We start from the raw sequence: 17302 nt of genomic DNA, 5'->3' as shown, positions 1-17302 counted from the left end.
GGCGACGACCCTACCGCCGGGCTGCGACGACCCGGCCGATCCCCGCCGGGACACCCGGGGCGTCCCCCGCCGCCCGGCCCTGCCCGGCCTCGGCGCGCGGCCACGTCCCGGCGTTCCCGCAGCGTGCGGTGCGGCGGCCCGTGGGGGGAGCGGTGGTGACCCGGCGGTGAACAACGCCATGCCTTGTTGCCGCATCTTGGCAACAACCCGCACCGGGAAATAGGCTGGTCCCGCCAGCCGACTGGAGGTCCCGTGGAAACCCTGGCGATGCACATCTCGAACGGCATCATCAACGGTCCGGTCGCGGGGATCTTCGCCGCCGTCGCGCTGGCCGCCCTGACCTTCTGCGTGCTGCGCGGCCGACGTGACCTGGACGACCGGCTCGCGCCGATGGCCGGCCTGGTCGCCGCGTTCATCTTCGCCGTGCAGATGCTCAACTTCCCGATCTTCACGGCCGGGGTCTCCGGTCACCTGCTCGGCGGCGCGCTCGCCGCCCTGCTGGTGGGCCCCTGGGTCGGCGCGCTCTGCGTGTCGGTGGTGCTGATCGTGCAGGCCCTGGTCTTCGGTGACGGCGGCGTCGCGATGCTCGGCCTGAACATCACCAACATGGCACTGCTCGGCACCGCGGCGGCGTACCTGCTGATCGCCGGCCTGCTGCGGGTGCTGCCCCGCACCCCCACCGGCCTGGCCGTGACCGCCTTCGTCTCGGCGCTGGTCAGTGTGGTCGTCGCCTCCCAGGGGTTCGTCGTGCAGTACTGGCTCGGCGGCACCACCGACCTGGGCGGCAACCTGACCGGCCTGGCCGGCACGATGGCCGGCGTCCACCTGCTGATCGGTATCGGCGAGGGGCTGATCACCGCGACCACGGTCGCCACCGTGGCCAAGGTCCGACCCGATCTGGTGTACGCGCTGCGCGCGCTGAGGCCGGCGACCGCGCCGGCACCCGTCCCGGCTGTCGGAGGTGCCCGGTGAGGAAGCGTTCCTGGGGGTTCGTGGCGGCCGGCCTGCTGGTCGCCCTGGTGCTGGCCGGGGTGGTCAGCAACTACGCCTCGTCGCACCCCGACGGGCTGGACTCGTCGCTGCTCAAGGGGTGCACGGTCAACGCCGACGACGAGATCACCGGCGGCTCCTGCCCGGCCCAGCAGGCGAAGGACCACGAGCTGGCCGACAGCCCGCTTGCCGACTACGGCATCCGGGGCGTGGACAACGGCTTCCTCTCCACCGGCCTGTCCGGGGTGGCCGGCGTGCTGCTCACCTTCGCCGTCGGCGGTGGCGTGTTCTGGCTGCTGCGCCGTCGTGGCCCGGCCGACACCCCCGGCACCGGGCAGTCCCCGGCCGACGGGCGGCACACCGGCGACCGGCAGACCGCCGGCACCGCCGGCTGACCGGGCGGTACGACGTGGGTGCCGGACACGCGCACGTGCTCTACCGGGACACCCCCTCCCGGGTGCACCGGCTGGCGCCCGAGGTGAAGATCGCCGCGATGGTGCTGTTCACCGTGGCGGTGGTGGCCACCCCGCGCGAGGCGTTCTGGGCCTTCGGCGGGTACGCCCTGCTGGTCGCCGTGGTCGCCGCGCTGGCCCGGGTCGGCCCGCGCTGGCTGCTGCTGCGCGCCACGATCGAGGTGCCGTTCGTGCTGTTCGCGGTCGCCCTGCCGTTCCTCGGTGCGGGCCCGCGCACCGAGTTCGCCGGGTTGAGCCTGTCGGTGGACGGTCTGCACGGGGCGTGGAACATCGTCGCCAAGGGCACCCTGGGGGTGCTCGCGTCGCTGCTGCTGGCCGCCACGACCACCACCCGGGACCTGATCGTCGGCCTGGACCGGCTGCGCTGCCCGCAGATCGTCACCCAGATCGCCACGTTCATGCTGCGCTACCTCGACGTGCTGGTCGGTGAGGCCCGCCGGATGCGGGTGGCCCGGATCTCCCGGGGTGACGACCCGCGTTTCCTGTGGCAGTTGCGCGGGTTCGCCGCCGGGGTGGGCGCGCTGTTCCTGCGGGCCTTCGAGCGGGGTGAGCGGGTCTACCTGGCGATGCTCTCCCGGGGGTACACCGGGCGGATGCCGGCGGTCTGGCAGGGCGCCGGGGCGGCGACCGCCGGGCAGTGGGTGGCGGCGGCGACCGTGCCGCTGGCGGCGGTGGCGATCGCCGCCGTCGCCGTCGTCCTGACATGATCGGGGACGTGCAGAACGCTGTCTCCCTGGACGTCCGTGGCCTCCGGTACGCGTACCCGGACGGTCACGTCGCCCTGGCCGGGGTGGACCTGACCGTGCCGCGCGGCGGGCGGGTGGCCCTGCTCGGCCCGAACGGCGCGGGCAAGACCACGCTGGTGCTGCACCTCAACGGCATCCTCACCCCGACCGAAGGGTCGGTGAGCGTGGGCGGGCTGACGGTGTCCCGGGACCGGGACACCCTGGCCGAGATCCGCCGCCGGGTGGGTGTCGTCTTCCAGGACCCGGACGACCAGCTCTTCCTGCCCACGGTCGCCGAGGACGTGGCGTTCGGCCCGGCCAACCTGGGGCTGCGCGGTGCCGAGCTGGCCGCCCGGGTGGACGAGGCGCTGACCGCGGTGGGGATGGCCGAGCACCGGGACCGCGCCCCGCACCACCTGTCGTTCGGGCAGCGGCGTCGGGTGGCGGTGGCCACCGTGCTGGCGATGCGCCCGGAGATCCTGGTACTCGACGAGCCGTCGTCCAACCTGGACCCGGCGGCCCGCCGGGAGCTGGCCGGGATCCTGCGTGCCCTGCCGGTGACCCTGCTGATGGTCACCCACGACCTGCCCTACGCGGCGGAGCTGTGCGAGCGGGCGGTCATCCTGGACGCCGGGCGGATCGTCGCCGACGCCCCCACCGTCGACCTGCTCGCCGACGCCGACCTGCTCTCCCGCCACCGCCTCGAACTGCCCTACGGCTTCCACCCCCGACCGATCGGCTGATCGCCGACGGCAGGTGGATGCCGGTGGCGGGTCAGGTCCGGGCCGGCTCGGCGGCGGGCCGGGGCGCGGCGGCGCGGGCGGCGGCGTGCAGCCGGAGCAGGCCGGCGGCGACCGCCCCCACCCCGGCGACCAGCACCCCGGTCAGCAGCACCCGCGCGACGCCGCCCGACCAGGGCACCGGGGCGACGGCGCGGGACAGCACGGTCAGGTTGGCGACGCCGACGAAGAGGGCCAGGCACGCCCCGGCCAGCGCGAGCACGAAGTCGGCTGCGGGCCGGCGGGCCAGCGCCCACCCACCGGCGGCCACCGCGCCCAGCCCGGTCAGCAGCGGCCAGAGCTGTCCGGCGGCCAGCCCGAGCAGCACCCCGCCGACGCCCTGCGCCCCGGCGTCCAGTTCGCGGCCGAGCACGAGGGCGACGGCGGCGGCCCCGCCGAGGGCGAGCACCCCGCCGACGCCGCGTAGCGCCCGGCTCCCCGCGCCGGTGCCGGCCGGCAGCAGCCCCGCCGCGCCGACCAGCAGCGCACCGAGGGTGACGGCCACCCACCAGGGGTACGGGTCGGGCGGTGGCACCCAGTCGAGGGTGCCGCGCAGCTCCACCGGTTCGTCGCCGACGCGCAACGCGACGGTCCACTCCCGGACCCGGTGTTCCCGGCCCGGGTCGGCGGCCACCGGGGCGGGCACCCCGGACTCCCGCCACAGGGCCCGCTGGTCGTGCCAGCGGACCCGCCGGTCGTCGCCGATCCGACGCCACTGCGGGGCGGCGGCCGGGTCGGCGTCGGCGGGCAGCGCGGTGTCCCCGGCGAGGGTGCGGTTGAGGTACGTGGCGGGGGAGCGGACGTTCTCGTACACCCCGCCCGGCCCGACCCGCAGGTAGGGCTCCCCGGAGTAGCCGATCACCTCGACGTCCCGGTCGGAGTGGTTGACCAGTTCCAGCCGGGCGCCCGCCTCGACGGCCCGCGCGGTCAGCCCGGGCCGGGCCGGGGTGATCCCGGTCACCGTGGTGCGGTAGTCGGTGCCGTCGGGGGCGTCCGCCCCGTGCGCGTACGCCGGTGCGGCGCCGCCGAGGAGGCCGAGCAGTACGGCGGTGACCAGCAGGGCGGCCCGCCGCAGGGGTGCCGTGGTCACTTGCCGGCCGCCTCCACGGCCGCGGTGATGCCCGCCGGGCTGCGGTCCTCCACGGCGGTGCCGTTCACCTTGATGGTCGGGGTGCCGGTGACCCCGGCCTTGCTGGCGTCGTCGGTGACGTGTTCGGTCCACGCCGTGTACGTGCCGTCCCTGACGCAGGAGCCGAAGTCGTCCCTGTTCAGCCCGACGCCCGCGCCGATGTCGATCAGCTGGTCGTTGCTCAGCCCGGCGCTGCCCTCGGCGGGCTGCTGGGCGAACAGCGCGTCGGTGAACTCCTTGAACCTGCCGCCCTTGGCGGCGCAGCCGGACGCGGCCGAGGAGCGGGTGGAGTATTCGGTGGTGGAGAACCGGTTGAGGTAGGCGACCGGGTGGAAGACCACCCTGGCCTTGCCGGCGGAGACCAGCTGGTTGACGGTCTCGCCGCTGGTCTGCTGGAACTGTTTGCAGGCCGGGCAGAGGTAGTCCTCGTAGAGGTCGATGGTGACCGGTCCGGTGCCGAGCACGATGCCGGTGCCGGCGTCGTTCGCGCCGGGCGGGGCGGTGAAGGTGTCCGACTTCTGGCTGGAGTAGACGCTCCACCCGATCAGGCCGGCGATCACCAGCACCACCACCGCCCCGACTGAGGTCCACAGGGTCCGCTTGCGGCGCTTCTCCCGGGCGATCTGTTCGCGGACCACCCGCGCGGCCTGGTTGCGTCCCTTACGACTGCTCATCGTCGTCCTCCACGGATGGGTCGCCCGCGAGCCAGCCGTCCACCGAGAACGGGGTGCGGGGCCAGATCAGCAGGAATCCGGCCAGGGCCAGGAATCCCAGGTCCCGGAGGATCTCCGGGAGGTAGCTCGGGGACTGGCCGGCGGCGAGCTGCCCGCCGCTGCCGAAGCACCCGCAGTCGATGGCCAGGCCGCGGGCCCAGGCCGAGGCGATGCCGGCGACGAAGACCACCAGCAGCGCGGCGGAGATCCCGGCGCTCAGCCGGGTCGCCAGCCCGGCGAGCAGGAGCAGGCCCAGCGCCAGTTCCACGAACGGCAGCGCGGCCCCGATCGCCGTCGCCACCTCGTAGGGCATCACCTGGTACGCGTTGACCGCCCGGCCGGAGGCGGCGAGGTCACCGACCTTGGTCGCGCCGGCGTACAGCCAGACGGCGGCCAGGCCGAGCCGGGCGGCGACGCCGAGCCAGGGGCGGACGAGCGGCCAGCGGCCGGCCGGGCCGCGTGTGGTGGTCACCCTCATTGGTCGTCCCGCCCGGCCGGCGGGTTCCCCGGGGTGACCGGTCGCCGGGTCGCCGGCCGGGGCACCGGGGGCCGGTCGGGGCCGGGCGGTGGCCCGCTACGGCCGGTGGCGGAGGGGTCGCGGTGAGCGGGGATCACGACAAGCCAGGCTACGCGGCGTGGTGGGGGCGGGCAGGGTCCTTCGGCCCTTTCCATGGTCCCGCTCACGCCGGGAACTTTTTCCCGCCGCCGTACGACTACCTGCTCATGACGCCCCACCACCTGCGGCAGGCGCCCCGGCCGCCGTGGACGACCCGTGCCGTCACGGGGTGGCCGGGTGGGCGTACCGGCCTGCGGTCAGCGAGCATGGCGGGATGAACGCAGTCGATCGTCGCCGGCTGGCCCGGCTGGGGGCCGCCGCCGGCCTGCTGGTCACCCTCGTCGCCCTGCTGCTCGCCCCGGCCGGGCCGGCGAGCGCCCACGCCGTGCTCTCCAGCAGCAGCCCGGTGGCCTCGTCCGTGGTGCCGAGCGCCCCGTCAGAGGTGGTGCTGACGTTCAGCGAGTCGGTCCGCAAGGTACCCGACAAGGTACGGATCATCGCGCCGGACGGCTCCCGGGCCGACCGGGGTGAGCCCCGGTTCGAGGGGTCGGTGGTGACGATCGGGGTGGACCCGGCCGGACCGCAGGGCACCTACCTGGTCAGCTACCGGGTGATCTCCGCCGACAGCCACCCGGTGTCCGGGGCGTTCACCTACTCGGTGGGTGCGCCGTCGACGCCGCCGACCGACTCCGGCTCGGACAGCCGGGCCGACCCGGTGGTCGGCGTGGGCGTGAAGGTGACCAAGTACCTGGGGTACGCGGGCCTGCTGCTGGTGGTGGGTCCGGCGCTGGTGCTGGCCGCGCTCTGGCCGCTGCGGCTGGCCCGGCGGGGGCCGGCCCGGCTGCTCTGGTCCGGCGTGGGGCTGCTCGCCGTCGCGACGGTGGCCGAGGTGTGGATGCAGGTGCCGTACACCGCCGGTGGGGGGTTGTTCGACGTCACCGGGGAGGGCCTGTCCGAGGTGCTGGGCAGCGGCTACGGCACCGCGCACCTGATCCGGCTGGGCCTGCTCGCGGCGGCGGTGTTCCTGCTCCGGCCGCTGACCCGGGGGCCGGTGGGGCGTACCGACGGGATCATCCTCACCGGGCTCGGGGTGGCCGGGCTGTTCACCTGGCCGCTGGCCGGGCACCCGGCGGCCTCCCCGGCCCCGGCGGTGTCGGTGCTCGTCGACGCGGTGCACCTGGGCAGCATGGCGGTCTGGGTGGGCGGTCTGGTGATGCTGGCCGGGTTCCTGCTGCGCCGGGCCGACGAGCGGGAGCTGGGGGCGATCCTGCCGATCTGGTCCCGCTGGGCGGCGCTGGCGGTGGCGGCGTTGCTGCTGGCCGGTGTCGTGCAGGGGCTGATCGAGGTGGGCACTCTCCAGGCCCTCACCGGCACCACGTACGGCCGGCTGCTGCTCGCCAAGATCGGGCTGTTCGCGCTGGTGGTGGCCGTGGCCGCGTACTCCCGGCAGTTGGTGCGGCGGCGGACCGCGGCGGCCCGGCCGCTGCCGGTGCGGCGCGCGGTGTGGGTGGAGCTGGCGATCACCGCGGTGATCCTGGGGGTGACGGCGACCCTGGTGCAGACCCCGCCGGCCCGGACCGCCGTCGACGGCGGGGCCGGTGCCGAGGCCGGCTACTACTCGACCACGTTGACCAGCCCGATCTACTCGCTCCAGGTGGAGCTGGACCCGGCCGAGCGGGGCAACAACTCGATGCACCTGTACGCGTACACGCCGGACAACCGGCCGCAGCCGGTGGTGGAGTGGAAGGCCACGGCCGCGCTGCCCTCGGCCGGTGTCGAAGCGATCGACATTCCGCTGCTCAAGCTCACCGACAACCATGCGACCGGGGAGTTCAGCTTCCCGTCGGCGGGTGAGTGGCAACTGCGTTTCACGGTCCGTACGTCCGACATCGACCAGGCCACGGTGACCGCCACCGTGCCGATCAAGTAAAGAAGGGCCCGTCCCAGATGATCCGTCTCCGGCGCTCCGCCTCCGCCGCCGCGCTCACCCTCGCCGCCGTCACCGCCACGGTGCTCGGCTTCGCCGGGCCGGCCGCGGCGCACGTCACGGTCAACCCGAAGGAGGCGACCCAGGGCAGTTACGGCCGGTTCGCCGTCCGGGTGCCCAACGAGAGCGACACCGCCTCCACCGTCAAGATCGAGGTGAACCTGCCGGAGAACGCCCCGGTCGGCTCGGTCTCCACGATGCCGGTGCCGGGGTGGACGGTCGCGGTGGAGAAGCGCAAGGTGGACCCGCCGATCGAGGTGCACGGCAGCCAGCTCACCGAGGCGGTGTCGAAGCTCACCTGGACGGCCGCCGCCGGCGGCGGCGTCAAGCCTGGCGAGTTCCAGGAGTTCCCGATCTCGCTGGGTCCGCTGCCGCAGGTGGACAGGATGGTCTTCAAGACGCTCCAGACCTACTCCGACGGCAACGTGTCGCGCTGGATCGAGGAGCCCACCCCGGGTGCGGAGGAGCCGGAGAACCCGGCGCCGGTGCTGACCCTGACGGCGGCGGCCGCGTCCCCCTCGGCGGCACCGGCGGCGGCGGGCGCGCCGGCCGCGAAGGACGACGACGATGACGACGACGCGGGGTCGACGGCGGTCGTGCTGGGCGTCGCCGGTCTGCTGGCCGGCCTCGGTGGGCTGGCCCTCGGCGGGCTGGCCTTCGCCCGGACGAGGCGGGAGCCGACGCCGAAGTCCTGACCCGTACCACCCGCACCGGCCCGTCGGACCCCGTCCGGCGGGCCGGTCGCGTCGCCGCCCCCCGACGCGGTGCCGGACAGGCCCGGACGCGGTGACGGCCCTCCGCGCTGCCGACGCGGAGGGCCGTCTCACCGGGGGATCGGTGTGCTGTGGGTCGTGACCGACTGACCCCAGATTAGCGCCAAAGGTCGTAGAAGGAAATATCTGTCCTATTGATGCTGCCGGCCGGCGGCGTGCACCGGCTCCCGCTCCCGGCTGCGCTCCCGGCGGACCGGCAGCAGCACGAGCAGCAGCAGCGCCAGCAGCACGTACGCGTTGCGCAGCAGGAACTCCCAGGGGTTGTCCGTACGGGCCGGGGCCACCCCCCAGTCGTAGAACGAGACCACCCCGTAGACGATCACCAGGCCGGTGCCGGTGGCGAGGGTGAGCAGCCGCCGCCGACGTCGCGCCCCCGCCGGGGTCTCCGGGTCGGCGTCGAGCGCGGCGTCCACCAGCACCACCACCGCCGGGATGAACCAGTAGATGTGGTGGGTCCAGGTGATCGGGCTGACCAGACCGCCGACCAGCCCGGTGAGGGTGAGGCCGGTCAGCCAGTCGCCGCTCCCGGCGGCACGGGCCGCCCGCCACAACCCGTACCCGAGGATCGCCACGACCAGCACCAGCCAGAGCAGCCGGTTCGGCTCCTGCGGCGCGTCGATCCGGCTGAGCAGCCCGAACAGTGACTGGTTGCCGGTGTAGTCGGTGCGACCCACCCGGTCGGTGGCCCACAGCTCGTGGGTCCAGAACCGCCACGAGTCGCGGGGGGCGACCGCGCCGGCCAGCAGCGTCGCCGCCGCCGCCGTGACACTCGCCACCACCGCCGCCCGCCACCGCCGGGTCACCAGCAGGTAGACGATGAAGATGCCCGGGAAGAGCTTGAGCGCCGTGGCCAGCCCGACGCCCACCCCGGCCCAGCGCCGCGCCTGCGGTACGGCGAAGAGCAGGTCGGCCAGGATCAGCACCACCAGCAGCATGTTGATCTGACCGAAGGTGATCGTCTCCCGGGTGCTCTCCACCGCGAAGACCAGCAGCACCGCCACGGTGAGCGCGTACCTGCGGTGCAGACCGTGCCGGGCGATCACCGGGGTCACCAGCCAGCGGGTGGTGACCACGACGGCGACGCAGGTCAGCGCCGTGAAGATGACGATGGTCAGGCCCAGCGGCAGCACCCCGAACGGCCGCAGCAGCAGGGCGCTGAACGGCGGGTACGTGAAGTACAGCTCACCCTGCACCCGGTCGGGCTGCACGTAGTCGTAGAGCGGGTGCCCGGACGCCCACCAGTCCATCGCCCGCATGTAGATCTTCAGGTCGAAGAAGTCGTGCACCAGGCCCGGCAGGTAGAGCGCCGGCAGCACGGCCGCCAGCGCCAGCACCGTGACGACCCGGCGGACCGTACGACTTCGCTGGTCCTCCGGGGCGGTGACGGGGGACGCGACGGATTCGGCGGGCACGGGGAAACCCTAGCGGTCCCACCCCGCGACGGTGCCGAGGCGCGGGCACCTGGGCTGCGCGTAGTCTGTTCCGGTGGCTGACCTTCTCGTCTGGATCGACTGTGAGATGACCGGGCTCGACCTCGGCAGCGACAAGCTGATCGAGGTGGCCGCACTGGTCACCGACCCCGACCTCAACGTGCTGGGGGAGGGCGTGGACGTGGTCATCCACGCCGACGAGGCGGCCCTGGAGGCGATGCCGGAGATCGTCCGCACCATGCACGCCAAGTCCGGGCTCACCGAGGAGGTACGCCGCTCCACGGTCACCCTCGCCGAAGCCGAGGACCTGGTCCTGGAGTACGTCACCAGCCACGTGAAGGACCCGCGTACCGCGCCGCTGTGCGGCAACTCGATCGCCACCGACCGGGGCTTCATCGCCCGGGACATGACCCGGCTCGACGCCCACCTGCACTACCGCATGATCGACGTGTCGTCGATCAAGGAGCTGTGCCGGCGCTGGTACCCCCGGGTGTACTTCGGCCAGCCGCGCAAGGGGCTGGCGCACCGGGCCCTGGCCGACATCCGGGAGAGCATCCGCGAGCTGGAGTACTACCGGCGCACCCTGTTCGTGCCGCTGCCCGGCCCGGACGTCGAGACGGCGAAGGCGATCGCGGCGCAGCTCTAGGCCGGTGCCCGCCGATGGGCGGAACCCGCTGGACGGGCCCCGCCCGGGTGTGGCTATTATTAGTCCGCACCCGCCCGGGAAACCGGCGCGGACGGCATGGTGGCTGTAGCTCAGTTGGCAGAGCACCGGGTTGTGGTCCCGGTTGTCGTGGGTTCAATTCCCATCAGTCACCCGGTTAGTGGATGTTATCCACCGCAGGCCCCCTCATCCGAGGGGGCCTGAGTCGTTTCCGGGCCCGAACCGCCCCGGGTTCGGGGTGCCTGTACACGCGGACCGGCCCCCGCCGGGTGGCGGAGGCCGGTCCGTGCGGTGTGCCGCAGGGTCAGGGCGTCGGCTCGGCGCTCGGCGTCGGCGTGTTCCCGGCATCCGGCTCATACGGCAGGGCGCTGCCCTTGACGTACTCGTCCCAGCTCATGTTCCAGTCGGTCCAGCCGTTGCCGTTCTGGAGCTTGCGTTCGGTGCCCTTGACGGTGATCGGGTCACCGATCTTGGTGTTGGCGAACAGCCAGGCACCGTCCTTCATCGACACGTTGACGCAGCCGTGCGAGACGTTCGTGCTGCCCTGCTGCCCCTCGGACCAGGGTGCGGCGTGGATGAGCTCGCCACCCCAGGTGAGCCGCTGGGCATAGTCGATCTTGGTGCGGTAGCCCTCCTCGGGGCCCAGCTCCTCCATGGTGTCGAAGACCGTCTTGCGCAGCTTCTCGATCACCACCATCGTGCCGCTGGACGAGGGGGTGCTCTTCTTGCCCAGGCTGACCAGGATGGTCTTGACCACCTTGCCGTCCTTGGTGACGGTCATCCGCTTGGTCTTGTTGTCGACCTGCATCACCACCGACGGGCCGATCTTGACGTCCACGGTCAGGTCGGACCGGCCGTACCAGCCACCGCCCATCGGCAGCCCACCGGCCTGCACCCGGTACGAGACCGTCGTGCCCGGCTGCCAGAACTCCTTGGGCCGGTAGCGGACCTCGGTGGGGCTGACCCAGTGCCAGACGCCCTCCTGCGCCGGAGTACTGGTGACCGTCATCCGGCGCTGCACGTCGTCGCGGTAGTCCTCCGGGACGGCCCGACCGAACTTCACGATCAGCGGCATGCCCACGCCGACCACCTGGTTGTCGGCGAGGAAGCTGGTCACCCGCACCTGCTTGTCCGGCTTGGCCATCACCGTGAAGGCGCTGGTGGCCGTGGCCGGCTTGCCGTCCTCGCCGGTCGCCGTGACGGTGGCGGTGTACTTACCGCCGTACTCCAGCGCGCCGTCGGGCAGCCAGCTCGCGCCGTCCGCGGCGAGCTTGCCCTCGACGGCCTTGCCGGCGGCGTCGGTGAGCGCGACGGTGGTGTCCTTCGCGTCCTTGGCGGTGAAGACGATGCCGGTGGAGGCCGGGACGTCGGTGGCGTCGGCCTTCGGCTCGGTGATCGTCGCGCTGGCCTTCGGCGCGGCCTCCTCGCCGCCGCCCTGCCAGCTCGACGGCTTGTCGCCGCCCGAGCCGGTGCAGGCGGAGGTGAGGGCCAGCGCCGCGGCGAGGACCCCCGCCGCGAGCACCCGGCGTCGACCGGTACGCCCGGTCAGGTGGTCCTGGACAACTCGCATGATTCCCTCACAGTCGTGGTCCCCGATGTCCCATCGTCCCTCACAGACGCGGCGGCACGCCCATCGGTTGCGAAGGGTGAACTGAAACACGCCGCCGGGCGGTACGTGACCACGCTGGGTCAACGGCCCGTGCCGGTCCGGGTCGGCGCGGCACGCCGACCCGGACCGGAGGTCAGACCAGTGGACCCGAACCGCCCTGCGGCACCGGCACCGCGCTGCCCTTGACGAAATCCGCCCAGGTCAGGCTCCAGGCCGTCCACCCGTTGCCCGGTTCGAGCTTGCGCGGGGTGCCCTTGACCGTGATCGGGTCACCCACCTTCGTCTGGGCGAAGAGCCACCGGCCCATCGCCATCGACACGTTGACGCAGCCGTGCGAGACGTTCCGCCGGCCCTGCACCCCCTCGGACCACGGTGCCGCGTGGATGTACTCGCCGCCCCAGGTCAGCCGCTGGGCGAAATCGATCTCGGTGCGGTACTGGTTGGCCGGGTCCGGTTCGTCCATGGTGTCGAAGACGGTCTTCTCCTTCTTCTCCATCACCACCATCGTGCCGCTGGAGGACGGGGTGCTCTTCTTGCCCAGGCTGACCGGCAGCGTCTTGATCAGCTGGCCGCCCTGGAAGACCTCCATCTGCTTGGTGGCGTTGTCCACCTTCATCTCGAAGGCCCGCCCGATCTTGGCGGTGGCCGACCGGTCCACGTTGCCGTACCGGCCGTTGCTCAGCGGAATCCCGGCCAGCGCGATCCGGACGCTCAACGTCGTCCCCGGCTGCCAGTACTCAGGTGCCCGGTAGTACGCCTGCGTGCCGTTGGAGACCCAGTGCCAGGCCCCCGGCTGCGGCGGATCGGTCTTGACGAACATCCGCTTCTGGACGGCCGCCCGGTCCTTCTTCGGGATACCCGGGCTGAACTCGGCCACCACCGGCATGGCCACGCCGTACGTCCGGTCGTCGAAGAGGTACAGGCCGGAGCCGATCATCGACTTCGGCTTGGCCATCGTGGTGAACGTGCTCACCCCCTGCCGGGGCTGGCCGTCAGCGCCGGTGCCGGTCACCGTGGCCTTGTACCTGGTGTTGTACTTCAGGGCCGACGACGGCACCCAGGAACTGCCGTCGAGACGCATCTTCCCGCCGACCTGCTTGCCGTCACCCGTGGTGAGGGTGACCGAGGAGACCTTTCCGCCACCCGGGAGGTCGGCGCTGATCTCGGTGCTGACCGGTCTGCCCTTCGCCCCGTCCGCCGGACTGACCGTCAGGCCGTCCGCCGTCGGCGCCGACGGCGACGCGCCGTCGGACTGCGCCGGGGTTGCCGCCCCGGCGCTCGGCGTGGCCACGGTGCCGCCGACGAACTCGACTTCCTTCTTCTGGTCGCCGCCGCAACCGGCCAGAGCCAGCGACGCCGCCAGGACCAGAGCGCCCGCCATCGCCCCGCCCCGCGTGAACCTGCCCATCCCCACCTCTGTTCTCGCGTGCCTGGCGGACATCGTGCCCCATGCCGGCCACCAGTTCGATCCCGGACGTGTGCTGTCGGGGGTATGTGTTCACTTTTGCCCGTTAAGCTCGCCCGAAGGGTGGAGCCGGGTATCGGATTGGAACCCCGCTCATGGCCCGTGCTAGTGTTCTCTCCGTTGCCAACGAGCGCCGCTAGCTCAACTGGCAGAGCAGCGGACTCTTAATCCGCGGGTTCGGGGTTCGAGTCCCTGGCGGCGCACCACCAAAAAGGCTCTGACCTGGGGTTTAACCCTGGGTCAGAGCCTTTTGGCGTTTCTGTCGGTGGTTCGGTGTCTCGGTGGGTGCTCGGGAGCCGTTGGACCGTTACGGCTGCCGGTGGGCGAACGGCATGTGGTAGACATCCGGGCTGCCTAGGGGATCGTCTGTGTGCGCGGTCGTCCGCCGTCTGATGATCTTGCCGAGTGGTCGGAGTGGTGTAGGCGTCGGGCCGTCGGTCGACGGAGGTGGTCCGGGTTTGCCCGGCCCGGAGGCCGTTACTTCTGCGGGGGTGCTTTCTCGGCGAGCGCGGCGGCTGCGTGAAACGCCGTCGTCCAGGGGGATGCGGTCGTGCTCGTTGCCGGTGCCGGGTGGGTGCGGTCTCCAGTCGAGTTCGGGTCCGAGGAGGATGCGTACGCCTTCGTCGCGGAGGCCGGCCAGATCAATCTGGTGGCGCCACGCGCTGAGGCCGGCAGCGGGCAGACAAGTTCTGCGGCAGTGGGCCGTGGACGGGGTGGCGGGCAGCCGGCCTGGATCGCTAGTGTCCTGAATGGACGTTGCTCCGGCGGTCCGGGCATGATCGGGCGTCGGGAATGCCATCGTGCGACAACTCGGAAGATTGCAGGATCGGCCACCGCCAAACGGACCGCTGAGAAAGCCTCTCGCCCCCTATGCATGCCGCTCGCCGTGTCGATCGAATCCCTGGAGGGCCCTGACGCATGGATCCGCAGCCGCGTCCGTTTGCGCCGAGTGATCCCTCGAACGCCCAGGTACTCCCGTCGGCCTATGGCTTCCCCCCGGCCTTCGAGGTCCCGTCGAGCGCACAGTTGGCGCCAGTGGCATCGGGGGAGCAAGCGGTGCCGGCTGCGGGCGGGCCGCTGCCACGGGACGCGGCTGGTTCGGCAGCAGCCCGGATGGCGGGGGCTGCCGGGCATGCCGTCGGGGTCGCGGGGTACCAGACGCTACGCGGTGCCAAGGCGGCCGGTACCAGGATCGGGCGCTTTTTCATCGGTGTCGGCTACTTCTTCCGCGGAGCCAAGCTGTTCGTCACCACGCCCGGCCTCTGGACGTTCGTGCTGCTTCCCCTCGCGCTGACCGGCCTGGCGCTGCTGGGGTTGCAGGAAGCCGCCGGGATGCTGGTCGAGCGGCTCACCGGTTGGCTGCTCGGGTTCGCGGCCGGCTGGCCCGAGGTCGTCCGTTGGATCATCGAGAAGGTGATGTGGGCTGCGATCAGCCTGTTCTTCCATGGCGCGATGACCGCGCTCACTGTGCCGCTGACCATGCTGTTCGGCGCGGCGTTCTTCCCGGCCCTGACCCGTGACGTGATCCGGCGCACCGGCGGGACGAATCAAAGAGCGCCGTCGTGGTACCGCTCGGCGGCGGTCTGCCTGCGTCAGACGGTCATCGTCACCCTGGTTCTGCACGTGGGCTGGCTGATCGTTCTGCCGCTGCTGTGGATCCCCGGCGTGAACCTCGTCGCGGCCTTCGGGGGTGGTCTGCTGTTCAATGGTTTTCTGATCGGCTCGTTGGTGCTCGCCGTGCCGCTGCACCATCACGGCGTGCGGGGTGTCGGCGAGCAGATGCGCTTCGCCTGGCGGAACCTCGGGTTCACGCTCGGCTTCGGTATGACCAGCATCTGCGTCCTGATCCTGCCGGTGTTGTCGCTGCGGATGCTCACGCTGCTGCCGATCAGCCCGGTGTTCGCGGTGCCGGGAGTCGCCCTGTACCTGCTGACCGCACCCTCCACCCTGGTCGGGGCGGTCCTGCTGCACCAGCGGATCGAATCGGCCGGCAACTTCGGAGCGGCCGGCGACATCGATTCCGCCGGGAGTCTTCGGCCGACCCAGCCCAGCGCGTTGCCGCCCGCGAATTCTGCCATCCAGGCTTGACAACCTCCCGGAGATCACCTGATGGGCCGATTCTCCGTGGGTGCTCGGGAGCCGTTGGGCCGTTCCTTCTCAGGAGGCCGGGGCCGAAGGGAGACAGGCTGACCGACGCGCCTCACCAAACCTGATGCCTTTCTGTCGGCAAGCAGACTGAAGTCCTCGCTCGGGTATCCGTGGTCGGCTGGATGGCTGCCCTGCTGATCTGAGTCGTCGATGTCCGGTCCGCGGCCACGGCGCTACTTTCGTCGGGCAGTCATGATGCCTGGGGAGAGTAATGGGATATCGCTTCAATGCGCCGCCGAATTGGCCGACGCCGCCTGCTGGGTGGGTGCCGCCTGCGGGTTGGACGCCGGATCCTGCCTGGGGCCCGCCTCCCCCGGGGTGGCAGTTGTGGATTCCGGACTTGCCGGCACCGGCACCGGCACCAGCGGTACCCGTTACGACCGCCGCGCAGGCTGCTGGCGCTCCTGCCGTCGTCCCGCAGCAGCGCAACGGGAGTCCGGACATTCCTCTGTTCGGCGCTCGCGGCAAGGCGCGTGAACTGACCGTGGAGAACGCGCAACTCCGCAGCGAGCTGGACCAGTTGCGTGTCGAGCTAATGGGCCTGCGGGCTGAGATGTCACGGCTCGGTGTGCTGTCAGCGATGGAGCTGGAGCGGCACCGGGACCGGCTCGCCCGTGAGGTCGCCGACCTGACAGCCAAGGGGGAAGCGCGGAAGGCCGAGCTCGATCGGCGTCTGCGCGAGCTCCGGCAGCAGATCGTGGTCACTGAGGAGACGGCACTGCTACAGGAGGCCGGTGTCTATCAGTATCGGCATCCCCTGTCGGACTCCGTGGCCTACAAGAGCCAGCTCAGCCGGCTTCAGGACCAGATCAAGGCGATGACCAAGAAGGACGGCGGCGCGGTCAAGGCCGCCACCGGATGGACGGTCAACGGCTCGGCCGCCGAGGGGCGGGTCATGGTCAGGGATGTCTCCAAGCTGATGCTCCGTGCCTACAACGCCGAGGCCGACAACCTGGTGCGCGGTTTGAAGCCGTACAAGCTCGACTCGGCGGTGGACCGGCTGGGGAAGGTGACGGCCACCATTGCCAAGCTCGGTAAGACGATGCAGATCCGGATTGCCGGGGAGTACCACCGGCTGCGGATCAGGGAGTTGGAACTGACCGCCGATTACCAGGAGAAGTTGGCCGAGGAGAAGGAGCGGGACCGGGAGGAGAAGGCTCGGCTGCGCGAGGAGCGACGCGCGCAGCAGGAGATCGAACGCGAACGCGCCCGACTCGACAAGGAACGCCAGCACTACGCCAACGCCCTGGCCGCATTACAGGCCAGGGGCGATGCCGACGGCGCAGCCCAGATGCAGGACCGGTTGGCCCAGATCGACACCGCGATCCAGGACGTGGATCATCGGGCCGCCAACGTCCGGGCAGGCTACGTGTACGTGATCTCCAACCTCGGCGCGTTCGGCGAGAAGATGGTCAAGGTCGGCATGACCCGTCGTCTGGACCCGCTGGACCGGGTGCGCGAACTCAGTGACGCCTCGGTGCCCTTCAACTTCGATGTGCACGCACTGTTCTTCTCCGACGACGCAGTCGGTATCGAGGCGCAGATGCACGCACGGCTGGCTGACCGGCGGGTCAACCTGGTGAACCACCGTCGTGAGTTCTTCTACGCCACGCCGGAGGAGGCCAAGGAACACCTGCTGGCGTTGACCGGCAGCCTGCTGCAGTACGAGGAGGTCCCGGAAGCCCTCGAATACCGGCAGAGCCTCACCCAGGCCCAGGAACAGCCGGTCGCGACCACATGACATGCGCAGGCCGGGCGGCGAACGCCCGCTGTGCTCGGGAGCCGTCGGACCGTTCCCACACGGACTGAGGCCACGTCGGGTGCACCTGGCGCTCCGGCCGGCGGGCGTCGTCGAGTGCTG

The 17302-nt window shown here is 71.7% G+C and carries 15 protein-coding genes and 2 tRNA genes; 11 read left to right on the top strand and 6 right to left on the bottom strand.

Features of this window, described 5'->3' with window-relative positions; all coding sequences use genetic code 11:
* Positions 1 to 252 precede the first annotated feature (252 nt).
* From B5D80_RS00705 to B5D80_RS00690, 4 genes are read left to right on the top strand one after another with little or no spacing between them, the layout of a single operon-like run.
* Positions 253 to 972: an energy-coupling factor ABC transporter permease gene (locus B5D80_RS00705; RefSeq protein WP_088641766.1), complete on the top strand. Its 720-nt coding sequence runs from the start codon at positions 253 to 255 to the stop codon at positions 970 to 972.
* Entirely contained in the window at positions 969 to 1385 is a 417-nt protein-coding gene (locus tag B5D80_RS00700; protein WP_144081526.1) for a PDGLE domain-containing protein, read from the top strand. Before B5D80_RS00705 ends, B5D80_RS00700 begins: the two co-directional genes overlap by 4 nt.
* Positions 1386 to 1399: 14 nt before the next feature.
* Entirely contained in the window at positions 1400 to 2170 is a 771-nt protein-coding gene (gene cbiQ / locus B5D80_RS00695; protein WP_088641765.1) for a cobalt ECF transporter T component CbiQ, read from the top strand.
* Positions 2167 to 2931, top strand: coding sequence for an energy-coupling factor ABC transporter ATP-binding protein (locus tag B5D80_RS00690; protein ID WP_088641764.1), 765 nt, complete (start codon positions 2167 to 2169; stop codon positions 2929 to 2931). The genes cbiQ and B5D80_RS00690 overlap by 4 nt, the downstream gene beginning before the upstream one ends.
* Before the next feature lie 31 nt (positions 2932 to 2962).
* Here B5D80_RS00690 and B5D80_RS00685 read toward each other — a convergent pair whose 3' ends face one another.
* The 3 genes from B5D80_RS00685 to B5D80_RS00675 are packed head-to-tail and all read right to left on the bottom strand — an operon-like array spanning position 2963 to position 5287.
* Entirely contained in the window at positions 2963 to 4057 is a 1095-nt protein-coding gene (locus tag B5D80_RS00685) for a hypothetical protein (protein WP_088641763.1), read from the bottom strand.
* A complete protein-coding gene (locus B5D80_RS00680; protein WP_088641762.1) occupies positions 4054 to 4770 on the bottom strand; it encodes a thioredoxin domain-containing protein in 717 nt (238 codons plus the stop codon). Before B5D80_RS00680 ends, B5D80_RS00685 begins: the two co-directional genes overlap by 4 nt.
* Positions 4757 to 5287, bottom strand: a complete 531-nt coding sequence (locus B5D80_RS00675; RefSeq protein ID WP_088641761.1) for a MauE/DoxX family redox-associated membrane protein — start codon at positions 5285 to 5287, stop codon at positions 4757 to 4759. The genes B5D80_RS00680 and B5D80_RS00675 overlap by 14 nt, the downstream gene beginning before the upstream one ends.
* Before the next feature lie 352 nt (positions 5288 to 5639).
* On the opposite strand from B5D80_RS00675, the gene B5D80_RS00670 reads away from it, so the two are divergent.
* Both B5D80_RS00670 and B5D80_RS00665 read left to right on the top strand, forming a co-directional pair.
* A complete protein-coding gene (locus tag B5D80_RS00670; RefSeq protein ID WP_088641760.1) occupies positions 5640 to 7295 on the top strand; it encodes a copper resistance CopC/CopD family protein in 1656 nt (551 codons plus the stop codon).
* Between the two features lie 17 nt (positions 7296 to 7312).
* Entirely contained in the window at positions 7313 to 8047 is a 735-nt protein-coding gene (locus tag B5D80_RS00665) for a YcnI family copper-binding membrane protein (RefSeq protein ID WP_088641759.1), read from the top strand.
* Positions 8048 to 8256: 209 nt separating this feature from the next.
* Here the strand turns inward: B5D80_RS00665 and B5D80_RS00660 are convergent, their stop codons facing one another.
* Complete coding sequence (locus tag B5D80_RS00660) at positions 8257 to 9537, bottom strand: glycosyltransferase 87 family protein (RefSeq protein ID WP_088641758.1); 1281 nt, start codon at positions 9535 to 9537, stop codon at positions 8257 to 8259.
* Between the two features lie 73 nt (positions 9538 to 9610).
* Here B5D80_RS00660 and orn point away from each other — a divergent pair, with 73 nt between their 5' ends.
* Together orn and B5D80_RS00650 are read left to right on the top strand one after the other, a co-directional pair.
* Positions 9611 to 10201: an oligoribonuclease gene (orn, locus tag B5D80_RS00655; RefSeq protein WP_088641757.1), complete on the top strand. Its 591-nt coding sequence runs from the start codon at positions 9611 to 9613 to the stop codon at positions 10199 to 10201.
* Between the two features lie 99 nt (positions 10202 to 10300).
* Positions 10301 to 10373: transfer RNA gene (locus B5D80_RS00650), tRNA-His, on the top strand.
* Positions 10374 to 10523: 150 nt separating this feature from the next.
* On the opposite strand, the gene B5D80_RS00645 is transcribed toward B5D80_RS00650, so the two are convergent.
* The gene (locus B5D80_RS00645; RefSeq protein WP_088641756.1) at positions 10524 to 11789 is read right to left on the bottom strand and encodes a L,D-transpeptidase; all 1266 of its coding nucleotides are present in this window, start codon (positions 11787 to 11789) and stop codon (positions 10524 to 10526) included.
* A gap of 172 nt (positions 11790 to 11961) precedes the next feature.
* On the bottom strand, positions 11962 to 13236 hold the full coding sequence (locus B5D80_RS00640; RefSeq protein WP_088641755.1) for a L,D-transpeptidase: 1275 nt from the start codon (positions 13234 to 13236) through the stop codon (positions 11962 to 11964).
* 187 nt (positions 13237 to 13423) lie between these two features.
* Between B5D80_RS00640 and B5D80_RS00635 the strand changes: the two genes are divergently transcribed.
* From B5D80_RS00635 to B5D80_RS00625, 3 genes are all read left to right on the top strand, one after another.
* A tRNA-Lys gene (locus B5D80_RS00635) sits at positions 13424 to 13499 on the top strand.
* A 907-nt stretch (positions 13500 to 14406) separates the two neighbouring features.
* The gene (locus B5D80_RS00630) at positions 14407 to 15381 is read left to right on the top strand and encodes an EI24 domain-containing protein (protein WP_158224097.1); all 975 of its coding nucleotides are present in this window, start codon (positions 14407 to 14409) and stop codon (positions 15379 to 15381) included.
* 385 nt (positions 15382 to 15766) lie between these two features.
* Positions 15767 to 17182, top strand: coding sequence for an SNIPE associated domain-containing protein (locus B5D80_RS00625; protein WP_245854129.1), 1416 nt, complete (start codon positions 15767 to 15769; stop codon positions 17180 to 17182).
* Positions 17183 to 17302 lie beyond the last annotated feature (120 nt).

The sequence above is a fragment of the Micromonospora wenchangensis genome (assembly GCF_002210435.1).
In the GTDB taxonomy this organism is placed as follows: domain Bacteria; phylum Actinomycetota; class Actinomycetes; order Mycobacteriales; family Micromonosporaceae; genus Micromonospora; species Micromonospora wenchangensis.
The sequence above is the reverse complement of the archived record's forward strand: the minus strand, read 5'-3'. Positions and strand labels throughout refer to the sequence as shown.